General features: G+C 55.7%; 17 protein-coding genes. 5 read left to right on the top strand and 12 right to left on the bottom strand.

Translation table 11 applies throughout. The features are described 5' to 3' along the window. Positions 1–172 precede the first annotated feature (172 nt). From AC3WQH_RS12400 to AC3WQH_RS12385, 4 genes are all read right to left on the bottom strand, one after another. Entirely contained in the window at positions 173–1,729 is a 1,557-nt protein-coding gene (locus AC3WQH_RS12400; protein WP_492332060.1) for a YcdB/YcdC domain-containing protein, read from the bottom strand. A gap of 191 nt (positions 1,730–1,920) precedes the next feature. Then, on the bottom strand, positions 1,921–2,871 hold the full coding sequence (locus AC3WQH_RS12395) for a 3'-5' exoribonuclease YhaM family protein (protein ID WP_005828967.1): 951 nt from the start codon (positions 2,869–2,871) through the stop codon (positions 1,921–1,923). Positions 2,872–2,887: 16 nt separating this feature from the next. Then, positions 2,888–3,418: a YkvA family protein gene (locus AC3WQH_RS12390; RefSeq protein ID WP_005828969.1), complete on the bottom strand. Its 531-nt coding sequence runs from the start codon at positions 3,416–3,418 to the stop codon at positions 2,888–2,890. Further along, positions 3,415–4,041, bottom strand: coding sequence for a DedA family protein (locus AC3WQH_RS12385; protein WP_005828971.1), 627 nt, complete (start codon positions 4,039–4,041; stop codon positions 3,415–3,417). Before AC3WQH_RS12385 ends, AC3WQH_RS12390 begins: the two co-directional genes overlap by 4 nt. 189 nt (positions 4,042–4,230) lie before the next feature. On the opposite strand from AC3WQH_RS12385, the gene AC3WQH_RS12380 reads away from it, so the two are divergent. After that, positions 4,231–4,719: a DUF2062 domain-containing protein gene (locus AC3WQH_RS12380; protein WP_309479246.1), complete on the top strand. Its 489-nt coding sequence runs from the start codon at positions 4,231–4,233 to the stop codon at positions 4,717–4,719. Between the two features lie 82 nt (positions 4,720–4,801). Here AC3WQH_RS12380 and AC3WQH_RS12375 read toward each other — a convergent pair whose 3' ends face one another. The 3 genes from AC3WQH_RS12375 to nadE form a co-directional block, all read right to left on the bottom strand. Then, the gene (locus AC3WQH_RS12375; RefSeq protein ID WP_005828974.1) at positions 4,802–5,023 is read right to left on the bottom strand and encodes a hypothetical protein; all 222 of its coding nucleotides are present in this window, start codon (positions 5,021–5,023) and stop codon (positions 4,802–4,804) included. 66 nt (positions 5,024–5,089) lie between these two features. Next, on the bottom strand, positions 5,090–5,911 hold the full coding sequence (locus AC3WQH_RS12370) for an MBL fold metallo-hydrolase (protein WP_197187540.1): 822 nt from the start codon (positions 5,909–5,911) through the stop codon (positions 5,090–5,092). 1 nt (position 5,912) lies between these two features. After that, positions 5,913–6,665, bottom strand: coding sequence for an NAD(+) synthase (gene nadE, locus AC3WQH_RS12365; protein ID WP_007784620.1), 753 nt, complete (start codon positions 6,663–6,665; stop codon positions 5,913–5,915). 134 nt (positions 6,666–6,799) lie between these two features. Here nadE and map point away from each other — a divergent pair, with 134 nt between their 5' ends. After that, on the top strand, positions 6,800–7,546 hold the full coding sequence (map, locus tag AC3WQH_RS12360; protein ID WP_005828979.1) for a type I methionyl aminopeptidase: 747 nt from the start codon (positions 6,800–6,802) through the stop codon (positions 7,544–7,546). 202 nt (positions 7,547–7,748) lie between these two features. Here the strand turns inward: map and AC3WQH_RS12355 are convergent, their stop codons facing one another. After that, positions 7,749–7,988, bottom strand: a complete 240-nt coding sequence (locus AC3WQH_RS12355) for a hypothetical protein (RefSeq protein ID WP_005828981.1) — start codon at positions 7,986–7,988, stop codon at positions 7,749–7,751. A gap of 351 nt (positions 7,989–8,339) precedes the next feature. Here AC3WQH_RS12355 and AC3WQH_RS12350 point away from each other — a divergent pair, with 351 nt between their 5' ends. Both AC3WQH_RS12350 and AC3WQH_RS12345 read left to right on the top strand, forming a co-directional pair. Continuing rightward, a complete protein-coding gene (locus tag AC3WQH_RS12350) occupies positions 8,340–9,350 on the top strand; it encodes an LLM class flavin-dependent oxidoreductase (protein WP_005835467.1) in 1,011 nt (336 codons plus the stop codon). 1 nt (position 9,351) lies between these two features. Then, entirely contained in the window at positions 9,352–9,987 is a 636-nt protein-coding gene (locus AC3WQH_RS12345) for a TetR/AcrR family transcriptional regulator (RefSeq protein WP_429781988.1), read from the top strand. A 260-nt stretch (positions 9,988–10,247) separates the two neighbouring features. On the opposite strand, the gene AC3WQH_RS12340 is transcribed toward AC3WQH_RS12345, so the two are convergent. Continuing rightward, positions 10,248–10,421: a hypothetical protein gene (locus tag AC3WQH_RS12340; protein WP_005835464.1), complete on the bottom strand. Its 174-nt coding sequence runs from the start codon at positions 10,419–10,421 to the stop codon at positions 10,248–10,250. A 198-nt stretch (positions 10,422–10,619) separates the two neighbouring features. Next, positions 10,620–10,967, bottom strand: coding sequence for a PspC domain-containing protein (locus AC3WQH_RS12335; protein WP_007784626.1), 348 nt, complete (start codon positions 10,965–10,967; stop codon positions 10,620–10,622). 178 nt (positions 10,968–11,145) lie between these two features. On the opposite strand from AC3WQH_RS12335, the gene AC3WQH_RS12330 reads away from it, so the two are divergent. Then, positions 11,146–11,388, top strand: coding sequence for a hypothetical protein (locus AC3WQH_RS12330; protein WP_005835460.1), 243 nt, complete (start codon positions 11,146–11,148; stop codon positions 11,386–11,388). A 77-nt stretch (positions 11,389–11,465) separates the two neighbouring features. Here the strand turns inward: AC3WQH_RS12330 and AC3WQH_RS12325 are convergent, their stop codons facing one another. Both AC3WQH_RS12325 and AC3WQH_RS12320 read right to left on the bottom strand, forming a co-directional pair. Further along, complete coding sequence (locus AC3WQH_RS12325; protein WP_007784630.1) at positions 11,466–12,092, bottom strand: flavin reductase family protein; 627 nt, start codon at positions 12,090–12,092, stop codon at positions 11,466–11,468. A 24-nt stretch (positions 12,093–12,116) separates the two neighbouring features. After that, positions 12,117–13,274, bottom strand: a complete 1,158-nt coding sequence (locus AC3WQH_RS12320; RefSeq protein WP_005835456.1) for a homogentisate 1,2-dioxygenase — start codon at positions 13,272–13,274, stop codon at positions 12,117–12,119. Positions 13,275–13,277: the final 3 nt, after the last annotated feature.

The raw sequence follows: 13,277 nt of genomic DNA, 5'->3' as shown, positions 1-13,277 counted from the left end.
CCAAATCAAATGGGAATCAAGAAGTTATTCTACAAAAAGAAAAAAAATCCTACCAGCCTTGAAGTGTTTGTCTATTTTGAAAAGAAAAGCTGCAAGCCCGGCCATTTGCGAAGGAATAAGCCCGCATAGAAGAACCCGGCACGCTCTGTCGCGATGCCGGGCCACTGCCTGTCTAGTATGATGCTGTCCACTCGATCCAACTGTCCACGACTTCGCCTGTAGCCGCGTCCACCTGCATCGCTTCCGTATCGGCCGTTGGCAAATAGACGAGCTGCGGAGTGGTCGCAGTCTGTCCCCCCACCTTCGGGTAGTCGTACGCCAGGCGCAGGACCATGCTTTGCACAAAAGCTTGCTTCGCTTTTTCCTCGCCGATGACGCCCGACTGATCGATGGTCGCAGGCATGGCTGGGATTTCGTTCACCTTTGCTGCCACGACCGTTCCCTTTTTCGCGTCCACCTCGACCGTGAACAGCGGCGTTTTGGCCGGGATGTCATTGCTGTGCGGGAAGAAGGCGTAGCTGTAGATCGGCCGGACGAGATTTTGGTCTGCCCAGCCAGGCAAATTGTCAAGCTGGCGGGTTTTTCGCACCACGAAGGACTGTTCCTTGGTCAGCAAATGCTTCTCGGCAAATTCGAGCGCCAGCGCCTTCGCCTCTTCGGCTTGCAACGGCTTTTCCAGCTCTTTCTCTGCCGATCCGTCGAGCCTGAACTCGATGAGCGACTTCGTTTTGCGGTCGACCAGAACAAAGGCGCTCTGGTACATTCTCGCGTTCCACTCGTACAGATCGGTATCCCGCTTTTTCGCTTTCTCCGATGGCGCCTGGAACGTCAGCGTATTCACGCGCAGCTTGAACGTCGCCTCCAGCCACTGCTCCATTTTTTTGCGGTCGCCCCAGATGCTGTTGTCAGCCGAGCCTTTCAGCTTGAGAACCTCGCTCTCTTTGCTGTACACAGCAGGGACGACTTCTCCGGTCACGGCGTCAATTACCGGCAGCTCTGTCGGCTCGTACACCAGCTTGCCCGCGGCCGCGTCGTACACGAGTTGCATGCGAAGCTGGTTTTCCCACTCGCGTTTCGCTTTCTCCAGCGGAATCGCTTTTTTCGGGTCAGCCACCTCCGACGCCAGCGGCAGCTTGATTTTTTCCTGATGAAACTGGACAATTTGCCCGGACGCGTCTATGAACGCGCGGCCCATTTCTTTTTTCACCCAGACATCGTTGAGCAACGGGTAAAAAGACACGACGGCCAACTGGTCGAGCTGCGACCTCCGATCCGTCGAGAGCATCGGTTGGGCAGCGATGACGTGGCTGACAGGCACCTGCTCGCGGATAAAATCGCTCAGCTTTTGATAGCTTTGTTTTTTGTCCCATTTTTTCGACTTGTCCCGATCTGCGCCTTTCAGCTCCAGGGACGTAATGTTGCCGTCAGCATCGACGACCAGTTCCAAAGATACCCCTGCCGTAATGACGTTTTTCCTGTCGGACAGAGAAATGATCGTCTCGGATTTGCTGCCTGTGCCGATCGAATCGACATGCAGCTCCGACAGCGCTGGCACGTAATCGTCCCGCAGCTCGACCAATAGCTTGCGCATGTCGTCTGGCAACGGAATGATGTCGAGATCAGATTTGCCGTCGTAGGCGTAAACGTGAGCCGGCGCAAACGGAACTCCCGGCGCGGCCAGTACGCTGGCTGCCAGCAAAAGCACAGCCATTTTGCTCCTTTTTTTCACAGATTCTCCTCCTTTGCAAAGCCAATCATCTAGTAAGACGCCCTTGCAAGGAAAAGGTTTCAGAAAACTTGCGCCGCCAAAGCTCCCGGAAAAATCCCTGTCCGTCCGGCGGCAAGTAAAAAGGCCAACTGTCTGATTCGCGCAGTTGGCCTTTGTCCTCGTCTCGTTTCTCTAGCAAGGCTGCGGATACGTTAATAGCCCCGCCAAACTTTTCGTCTGAGCGCTCCGGCGTACGCCCATTCTTCGTCTTCGCTCATGTCGGCAAGCGTCTGTCCGAGCGCATTCATTTTACTGTCAATCTGGTCGAGGTAGTGGAACAGGACCGCAGTCGGCGTCTTGCCGGATACTGCGCTTCCCCAGCCGTTTTCCACTTCCCCGTGGTGGCTCAGGATGCAATGCTTGAGATGCAGCACTTCGGCATCCCCCAGCGGAATGTCGAGCTTGCGGCAAATGCCGCTCACCATCTCTACGCCCATAACCAGATGGCCGATCAGTTGGCCTGGCGTGGTGTAATCCGGGGCGATCGGGTCAGACAGCTCGTACAGCTTGCCGATATCGTGCAGGATGCAGGTCGCGTACAAGACGTCCCTGTCGACCTGCGGATAGAGCGGCAGCAAGCTTTGCGCCGCTGTCAGCAACGAGACGATATGCTCCAAAAGCCCGTGATAGTAGTTGTGGTGCATCCGCACCCCTGCCGGGTAATGGCGGAGCCGGTCCCTGATCTCCTCCGTGGCGAGCGCCTCCCGGATGATCGCCTTGAGCGTGTTGCTCTTCAAGCTGTCCACTGTCGCTTCCAGCTTCGTCCACAGCTCGTCCACCGGAACAGGCGACACAGGGATGAGCGACTCCATCGCGACTTCGTCTGATGCCGCTGCCGGGCGGATGCGCTGGATCACCAGTTGCTTTTTCCCCCGGTACAACTGGACGGTGGCATCAATTTTTACGACCGATTTGACGGCGATCCACTCTTTCATTTCCGGGCTGACGTCCCACAACTTCGCCATGATCGTCCCGGAGCGATCTCCCAGTTCCAGATTCAAATACTCGCTCTGGTTGCTTGCGACCCCGGCTTCCTTGTTCTTCACCAGGCAAAAAGCGACAACACGCTCTCCCTCTTGATAATCAAGCAAATATTTTGTCATCTGTGTCCCATCCTGTTTATTTTTTTCGGAACAAAGTTTCTTCCAGCTTTTTCACGATTTTTTTGCCGACGAGGTCATCCGCCGACTTCACGACCTTGGTAATGACGGCGAGCAAGTCATCTTTGCCGTTCCAATGCTCGCGAACGATTTTTTCGTCCACGTCCACCAAAATCCGGCGCAGGGCGTAGACGGCCAAAATGACGTCGTCCAGCAGGCCAAAGCCTCCCACAAGCGCCTCCGGAATAAAGTCGATCGGCGTAATGAAGTACGCAACAGCCACTCCGGCAACCGCCTTGGACTGGACGCCGACGCGCTTGTCGAGCAGCAGGCGGGCAAGCAGCACGAACAGGTCGGGCGCGAGCAAAATATAGCTGGCGACCGTGTCGTTTACGCCCTTGTCTTTAATAAATGCCTCGATCTTGGCTCGCAGTTTATCGTAAAAGCGCTGGTGCACCTCCGGCAATTCGATCGGAACGAGCTGCTCCGGCTGGCGCACTGCCGGAAGCTGGCTTGCCTGCTGGTTTTCCTGCCGATTCTCTTCACTCATTGCATTCCCCTCCGTTTTTGCTTTTTCAAACTCGCCTGATGCCGAAAGTACGACCAGGCCGCAATGATTGCGAACACCGCGATAAAAAAGATCGCCAAATTGCGCGAGATGAGATTGAACAGCTCGTCCCAGCGCTCTCCCAACTGCCATCCCAAGGTGACGAACAGCAGGCTCCAAAACAGTCCGCCCGCATACGTGTACAGCAGGAAGGTCGGAAATGGCAGTCTTGTAATCCCTGCAAAGTAGGCGGTAAACTGGCGCACGCCCGGAATAAAGTAGCCGAGCGGCAGCGCCCATTTTCCTACGCGGTTGAACCATTCTTCCGTTTTTTTATAGACGGTGTAGCCCATTCCGAGCCGTTTTCCGTAGCGCTCCAGAAAAGGGAAGCCCAATGTCCGGCCGATCCAGTAAGCCGTCGTCATCGCCGTTACAGAGCCCAAGAAGCAGACCAGAAAAGTAGGCCAGTATGCGAGTTGGCCAGTCGAAACCAAAAACCCGGAGAAAACGAGCAAGGTCTCTTCCGGCAGCGGCATCCCCAAAATTCCCAGAAAAAACAAGCCAAACAGAGCTCCATAACCGTACTGCGCAATATAGTCGCCAAATGTTCCCATAACCTCTGTCATGAAAGTCCACCACTTTTCTTGCAGGTCTGCCCTCTCCATTATGCCAAAAGATAGTACCATTCACAAATGATACGCTTTTGTTGGCGGCGGGGAGCGGGGAAAGCTATGAATCTATAGAAAACTGGACATACTCTTGTTGATCCGACGAAAACGGCAGCACATGACCACACGACAAACGAGGGACAGCGGATGTGGACCAAACTGTATCGAAAACTGAAACTCGAATACTACAAGCTGATCCGCATGAAGGGTGCCCCGTCTTTTGTCGCCCGCGGCTTTTCGGTAGGAATTTTTGTGGAGTTTATCACCTTGCCTACCTTTGGCCTCGCCTTTTTGCTGCTCTTTCCGCTGATCAGGCTGTTTCGCGCCAGCTTGCCGGCCGGCTTGATCGCGTTTGTCATCGGAAAGCTCGTCCTGCCGATCTTCATGGTCATCAACTACAATATTGGGTACGCTTTAGTCGGCAAACCGTTACAGCATCCCACAGACCCGCATCAGGCCGCCTGGCGGGAGTGGCTCGTCTGGATGCAGGACAAGGGGCTGGCTTACTTCACGGGAAGCGCCGTAATGGGCCTCTTCGTCGCATTCGCCAGCTACTTTTTGGTGCACGGAGCTTTGCAGTTGTATCGCCGGAAAAAAGGGCGCCGCTCGCTGTCGCAAAGCCGCACGTCGCCTTGACGGCCACAGCGCTTCGCTTCGGACAAATAAAAAAGGCCGGTACCGACAAATGCTTGTCAGTCCGGTCTTTTTCCTGTGCAGCTTATGCGAAGTAGCCTTTATTCCGCAGTTCCTCAATGATTTCAGCAACAGTATAGCCTTGTGTCAAGAGCTCCATCGTAACTTCCACTTGTTCTGGGGACAGGCCGTTCGCTCCGAGGCTTTCCTTTACCAACACGTCGTTAGGACGGCGGAAATACGTTTGCAACGTACGCTTCACGCGGCCTTCCAGACTTGTTCGCAGCATCAATTCAGTCGTCGACATCTGTTCCACCTCTTTCCTCGAAAGTTTTGTGCGTAACCTCTATTATCGTACAAAACCGCCCAATAATCAACCCGTAAGCGACTTGGCTTCCTTCATCAGTTGCACCCGGTTCTGCTCGTGGGCATCGCGCAAATGTTCGTTGATCGGCTGGCCGTCGTAACAAATTTGCCCAAAACGCTCGGTCAAGGTCTGTTCGTCCAGTCCGGCTGCCACCCCTTCGAAGATGAGCGTTCGCGTATCGTGCAGATACTGCTGGTCGCGCCTGATCCGGTGCATGATTTCCTCGCGCCCTTTCGCCGGAACGCCGTGCCCCGGCACGACCTCCGCGATCTCGCCGTCCTCCACCAGCTTCTGGATCGCGGCCAGACTGGCTGCATAGTCGCTACTGTCCGCAATAAAAGGAAACTCGAGATTGGAGAGCATGTCGCCTGCCACGAGCAGCTTTTGCGCGCAAAAAAGCGTCGCCAACTGGTCTTGCTTATGCCCGGGCACGGGGAGAAATTTTACTTCCTCCCACGCTTCCGTCTGCTCGACCAGCTTGTCAAACAGAGGGGGAACCAGCTCGTACGGGCGATGCACATAGTACGAGCCGTCAAATCGGTTTGTTTTCCGCAGTTGTTTGGCAAGCCGCTCAGGCGACGCAATCTGTTTGTGCCCGATCAGCCTGGCGTCCGGGAAGCGAGGGTAGCCCGCGATGTGATCCCAGTCGCCGTGCGTCAGGACGAGAACGAGCTCCCGCCCGTCTCGCACGTTTTGCACGTAGTCGGCAATCGCCTCGATCTCGTGCGGAAAATAGGCCGGGTCAAACAGGTAGAGCCGATCGTCCGTCGAAACGACGGCGCTGGTCGTCTGCCACAGGCAACTGGTAAACAGCTTGTAGTCGGCCATATTAAATACCTGGCATCAGATTGCGCTTGTGCTCCGAGATGCGGTGCAGGTAGTCGATCCGTTCTTTTGCTTCCGGTCTGGTCTCGCCTGTAATCAGCAGGCGGTCGAGGTCCTCGTACGTAAAGCCCATTTCCTGCTCATCTGTCTGGCCTTCCCACAGATCGGCAGAAGGTGCTTTGGTAATAATCGACTCCGGCACGCCAAGCTCGGCAGCGAGGATGCGCATTTCGTGCTTCGTCAGGCTTGCCACCGGGTTGAAGTCGGCCAGGCCGTCTCCGCCTTTGGTCATATAGCCGACGTGAATTTCGCTGCGGTTGCACGTATCCGCGACGAGGTAGCCTTTTTGATTGGCAATCGCGTACAGCACGGTCATGCGCAGACGGGCTTTCGTATTTCCTTTTGTCTTGTCGCCAAGCGCAAGCACGCCTTCAATGGCGGGCACGAGCGCATCGTAGGCAGGGCCTACATCGACGGTGTGCAGGTTGAGTCCGATCGCTTCCGCCAGGCGCTGCGAGTCTTCCGCATGGACGTTTTGCGAGTACGCGGGCAACCACACGCCAACGACGCGATCGCGGCCGAGAGCGCGTACACACAGCGCAGCCGTTACCGCGCTGTCGATACCGCCGGAAATGCCGACAACCACACCGCCGAGCCCGTTTCCGTCAATTTGCTCGCGAATAAACGCAATCCGTTTTTCGATATCGTCTTTTACATGAATCTGGTAGTTCGCCAGATACTCTTGAAACTTGTCCACGCTACCTACCCCCCGGTTGTTTCGTTCTTCCTCATCCTACCATGCGGTTTTGCCTGTGGCAATTAGCCCCAAACAGGTCTACACTATATACTGTAGAGAGCAAGAGAACTAACGCGAGGACAAGGAGAGAGTCGATGATTATCCTCAAGACACCCGAAGAAATCGAACTGATGCATGCCGCAGGCAAAATTTTGGCCGCCTGCCATCGCGAAATCGCGTCGATGATTCGTCCCGGGATCACGACCTGGGAAATTGATGAATTTGTAGAAGAATTTTTGGCCAGCCATGGCGCCACTCCTGAACAAAAAGGCTTTCACGGCTATCCATATGCCACCTGCGCGTCGGTGAACGACGTGATTTGCCACGGCTTCCCGAAAAAGGAGCCGCTGCGCGACGGAGATATCGTCACCATTGACATGGTCGTGCGCAAAAACGGCTGGCTGGCCGATTCCGCCTGGTCGTACGAGGTGGGCACCGTCTCCCCGGAAGCGAAAAAACTGCTTGAGGTCACGGAAAAGTCGCTGTACCTGGGGATTGAACAAGCTGTTGTCGGCAACCGGATCGGGGACATTTCCCACGCGATCCAAACGTACGCCCAGGCGCAGGGCTACTCGGTTGTCCGCGACTTCACGGGCCACGGGATCGGGCAGGAAATGCACGAGGAGCCGTTCGTTCCGCACTTCGGTCCTCCGGGCAGAGGCCAGCGCCTCAAGGAAGGCATGGTCATCACCATCGAGCCGATGCTCAATATCGGCACTTACCATGCGACCATCGACGAGGACGGTTGGACGGCGAGAACGCGCGACGGCAAGCTGTCGGCCCAGTACGAGCACACGATTGCGATTACTGCGGATGGGCCGCTTATTTTGACCAAGCAGTAGGCACCTGCAAAAATGTGCGGTTGCGCAGCTTGGCTTGCGCTTGAAAGGGGCTGTCTCAACAGTCGATTTTTCGACTTTGAGACGCCTCTTTTTGTATTTCGGAAACGTTGCTCCGTCATCGACCGATGATGAGGTGGACAAGACCGCCCGTTTTCCCAGACGATACGCGCGTGTAAAAGAAAAAAGCACCGCATGGGTGCCTTCACTCGTTATGTTCATTAGCCATTGCATTGAAAATGATTAAATACTCATTGTTGTCTATTTTCACTACTTGAGATACCTCCACTTCTGCGTATCCATCCTCTTGGAATGTTTGGATCATCTCTCTTAGCAAATCAGAAAATGGACCCGTTTTTCTGTTCATTTTCAAATCTACAAACAGTTGCGTCCGTTTCATTCCCTCACCTAATTCTTCACATATAGTGGAAATTGCGTTATTCATTACTACCCTATGGCCCCTTGCAGGAATGTCATTCTTCCTAATTTACCACCAAACTCTTTGGCTTCGCCAGCAACGCTCCAAGTCTTCCTTGTATGTTGAAAGACTTTAGACAGTTCCTTTTAGCTTTTTTATATTCTTTTTAGATCAGCAAAAACTCAGAGTTCGTCTTATTTTACAAATAATGGAATATAATACTAAAGAAAGGAATGGTTTAACGGCAAACTTTATAAAGGACGCAAAGTGCCGCCACAGCCGATTGAAACATTGACAGCCCCCTTCCCTCTTCGTAAGATGCAAGTACGTTTGTTACCGATCAGTAACAAAATTGACCCTCAGAGGAGGTTTCTTTTCATGACAAAAGCATTGCGCGACATCCCGCTGTCTGTTCTGGATCTCGCTCCTATCGTAGAAGGCAGTACGGCTGCCCAGTCGTTTCAAAACAGCCTGGACCTGGCGCAAAAGGTGGAAAAGTGGGGATTTCACCGCTACTGGCTCGCCGAGCACCACGCCATGCCCAGTGTCGCCAGCTCAGCCACTGCTGTGCTGATCGGCCACATCGCGGGCGGCACCTCGACGATGCGCGTCGGCTCCGGCGGGATTATGCTGCCCAATCACGCCCCGCTGATTATCGCCGAGCAGTTCGGCACGCTGGAGTCGCTCTATCCGGGACGAATTGACCTCGGATTGGGACGGGCTCCCGGCGCGGACCAGCGCACGGCCCGGGCATTGCGGCGCGACCTGCGGATCGGCGGAGACGATTTTCCCGAGCTGCTGGAAGAACTGCGCGAGTATTTGCGTCCGCGCACCAGCGACAATGCCGGCGCGCTGCGGGCTATTCCCGGCGAAGGCTTGAACATCCCGATCTGGCTGCTTGGCTCCAGCGATTTTTCGGCGCGTCTCGCGGGGCTGCTCGGACTGCCGTTCGCGTTTGCCGGTCATTTTTCGCCCAATTACACCTTGCCTGCGCTGCAAACGTACCGCCACTGCTTCCGTCCATCCGATGTGCTGTCCGAGCCGTATGCCATGGTGGGCGTCAACGTCATGGCGGCCGACACCGATGAGCTTGCCGAGCGGCTGGCGACCTCGCACTACCAGGCGTTCCTCAACCTCATCCGCGGCGATCTGAAACCGATCCAGCCGCCTGTAGACAATATGGATGAACTGTGGAGCGAGTTTGAAAAAATGTCCGTGCAAGCCCAGCTTCGCTCCTCGATCATCGGCAGCCCGGACACCGTCAAGCAAAAGCTGCAGGAGCTACTGGAGGCGACCCAGGCGGATGAATTGATGATTACGACCCAAATGTACCGCCACGAGGATCGCGTGCGCTCCTTCGAGATCGTCGCAGACGTGTGGAAAGCGTAAAATGGGGTCTGATTCGCCGATGACGTCCACGAAGCGAGTCCGGGTCCCCCGCGAAAAAGCGCAGGAAATGATTTTGCAGGCGGCCGAGGAGCTTTTTTACCAGGAAGGCATCCACGCCGTCAGTGTCGACGCCATCGTGGAGCGGGCCGGAATGAACAAAATGAGCGTCTACCGCCAGTTTTCCTCGAAAACAGCGCTGATCCTCGCCTACATGCAAAAAAAGCAGGCGGCCTTCTGGCAAGAGTGGGAGGAAAGCATGGCGAAGCATCCGGAGCGGCCGTGGGAACAGCTCGTCCAATTTTTTGCCGATCTGGCGGCCCGCGCGTCCTCCAAACAGTTTCGCGGCTGCTGCTTCCTCAACGTCGCCGTAGAGTTTCCCGACCCTGCCCATCCTGTGCGCGAGCTGGTCTGCGCGCATCAAAAGCGGATTTCCGACGCCTTTTTGGAGCGCGCTGTCGCCCTCGGCGCAGCGAATCCGCGCGAGCTGGCCTACACGCTGATCTTGCTGATGGAAGGCACTTATGCGGACAGCCAGACGTACGGAACCGACAGCGCCGCGATTCAGTTGCTCCCCGGGATCGTCGAGAAACTGCTCGCTGCCGCTGTCTGCACGGACGCGGGCGCAGATGCGAATTAGCGAAACGCCAAAACGCCGTGATGCCGCCGTCCCGCTTTTGCGCGGCGGCGGCGGGCAGCTTTCGGGGGCAAAAAGGCTCGATTCCGTTGCCCGAGTCTCTCTTCCTTTTGCCCAGCAGCCTGTCGACAGGCAAGCTTTTGCTTTTGCTTTTGCTTTTGCTTTCCCCATCCGGGACCAATGTAAAAAGTGGCCGTCTGCCTTTTGCGCAGTCGCCACTTTTTGCTGTTTGGGGACCTTCTGTCGTTGTCAGCGATCGGTTATCACTGGCCGCTGGTTGCGTACTTTTCTTTGTTCGTCATCGCTTCCAATGCCTGGACATCTTTCTCAAGCTCTTGGATGTCTTCTTCAATCAGCTTTTTCAGGTGCTGCTTTTCCCGCAGCATTTTGCGGGTTTGCTCCAAACGCTGATTCAAATCGAACACGCCGAGATACACTGCTTCTCCCTCCCTATGTACATTCTCCCACCTTACATGTTATGCCGAAAAGCGCAGAAGTTGCCGATTTCGTTCCGCTGATTTTTCGCCGCCGACAACGCCAGGAAGGGCTTCTTGTGTCGGCAAAAAAGAGACGTGCCTTGTCGGCATAGGAAAAAGGCCCCCCGCACGCGGCAGGAAGCCTCTCCCCTCGACTTTTTACAAGCCTTTGTACTTGCTCAGTTCTTCCCGCAGGCGATAAACTTCCTGCACCAGCGCCCGCTTTTCCAGGCGATCGATTTCCGAATCGAGGTCGTTCATGCGCGCACGTCCTGCCATCGGAGCATCGTACATGCCGAACCCGTCACCCGCGTAAGCCCAGTGCGGTTCTTTTGGCATAATCATCGCCAAAAGGATGTAGAGCAAAATCGGGATTCCCGTGCAAACGGTCAAAATGACGACCCCTACGCGCACGAGCGTCGAGTCCACGCGCAAAAACTGGGCGATCCCTCCACAAACCCCAAACAATCGTTTATCTTGCGAAGAGCGATATAGACGTCTTTCCATCGTACCATTCCTTCCTCTCTGCAGTGTCCGCTTGCCTTCTATGTCTTTAAGGATACCCGAGAGCGCCCAGCGGCAAAATGGCCCGCAGAGGGATTTGTCCTCCGTCCCTGGACGGATATGCGCTTCGCCCGTATGAAATCGGGACAGAAAAGTCACGCTACATACGAGGTGATCGACTATGCCGCTACTTGTGCTCCTGTTGCTGGTCCTGTTCACAGGCGGATGCTCCCCGGCTGGCTGGCAGGACCGCTCCTACATTCAAAGCGATCGCGAGCTGTACTACCAGCAAAGCGTGGTTCATCCGCTCGGGCTGGAGCCGAACGCCACCCCTTACGGCACGCCTGCCAATGCCGGGACCGCCTCCGACTACAACAGTTGGATCAGGCCGGACGCCATTTCCCGCTATCCCGGCCTGAACTAGCGATCGCGAGCGGACACGAGAAAAACCGTTCCAGCCGCACACCGGAACGGTTTTTCTCTGTTTGCACAACATCTGCGCTATTTGGACCCAGCGGAAGGATCGTAGACAGGACGCGGACGGTCAAACAAATCGCCCAGCGTCGCATACGAATGCCCCGCCAGCCTGCTCACAGGCGCAAAGGCGTGCGGGTCAATCCTGCCCGCGTGATACAGCTCGTCGGCAGCATGCACATGCACGACCTCGCCGATGATGAGATCGGAGGTGGTGGGGGTGCCAAGCTCGACAATCTGATGCAGCCTGCATTCAAAATGAATGCGCGACGAAAGCAGCCTTGGAACCTTGACCGCCGCAGACGGGCCAACCTCCAGCCCGAGCGCGTCTACCTCGCTTACGTCTGGCGGATAGTCTGCCGAGGTCTGGTTGACCGCATCGACATTGTGGATGTCCACCATATTGACGACAAATTCGCCTGTCTGCAAAATATTTCGCGCCGTATCTTTTCTGACGCTGCCCGGCTTGCGCATGACGGCGACAGAAACCATCATCGGCTCGATGCTCGCGACATTGAAGTAGCTGAAGGGAGCGGCATTGACGACTCCCTTGTCATCGTGCGAAGTTACCCATGCGATCGGCCGCGGAATGATGCAGCCGATCAACAGCTTGTATTTGTCCTGTCGCTCCAGTTCGCGAATCGCGATTTCCATTCCTATCCCGCCTTTTTACGTCGTTCACTCGGACGGCAGCCAGCTCGACATGTACGCTTCGTCCTCTACCGCCAACGCCTCTTTCGTGACGTAAAGCGGCTGGAACGTATCGAGCATCACTGCCAGCTCCTTCGTTTCTTTTTTGCCGATGCTGGCCTCGACCTTGCCCGGGTGCGGCCCGTGGGGGATTCCCATCGGGTGCAGCGTGATCGAGCCTTCGTAGACGCCTTTTCTGCTCATAAAATTGCCATCTACGTAGTATAACACCTCGTCGCTCTCGACATTACTGTGGTAGTAAGGCGCGGGGATCGCCTGCGGATGGTAGTCGTACAGGCGCGGGACGAACGAGCAGATGACGAAGTTTTGTCCGGCAAACGTCTGGTGGACTGGCGGCGGCTGGTGAATCCGGCCGGTAATCGGCTCAAAATCGTGAATACTCAGCGCATACGGATACAAGTAACCGTCCCAGCCCACGACATCAAACGGATGGAAGTCGAAAAAGTAGCTGTAGACGACGGACTGCCGTTTGACGCGCACTTCGAAGTCGCCGCTCTCCACGTGCGTCACCAGCTTTTCCGGCACGCGTATATCCCGTTCGCAAAACGGCGAATGTTCCAACAATTGCCCGTGCTCGTTGCGATAGCGCTTAGGGGCGACGATTTCGTTTTGCGACTCGATCACCAAAAAGCGGCTCTGCACCGCAGGCACGATCCGGTACGTCGTGCCGATCGGGATGACCAGATAATCGCCAGGTCTGTACGCAATCGTGCCGAAGATCGTCTGCAGCTCGCCCTCGCCCTCGTGGACAAACACGACTTCGTCCCCGTCCGCATTGCGGTAAAAATAGTCCATCGGCTCAGTCGGCGAGCAGACGCCCATGACCACGTCGCTGTTCCCGAGCAAATAGCGGCGGCCAAAAATCGGATCGCCCCCTGGCGGCAAGTCAAACGTCTTGAAATGCTGATGCTTCAAATCCGCCTGCTCCACAAATTCCAGGCGCACGTCCGCGTATTTGCGCGTCTCGCGCACCTGTGTCGGCGGGTTGTGGTGATAGAGAATCGACTGAATCCCGGAAAAGCCTTTCGTGCCCATGACCTGCTCACGGTACAGCTCTCCATCCGGCTTGTAAAAAGTCGTGTGTCGCTTTTGCGGCACTTCTCCCATGCGGTGATAAAAAGCCATCCT

The sequence above is a fragment of the Brevibacillus sp. FW301-21C12A genome (genome assembly GCF_058788915.1).
This window is presented reverse-complemented; position numbering and strand designations above follow the sequence as displayed.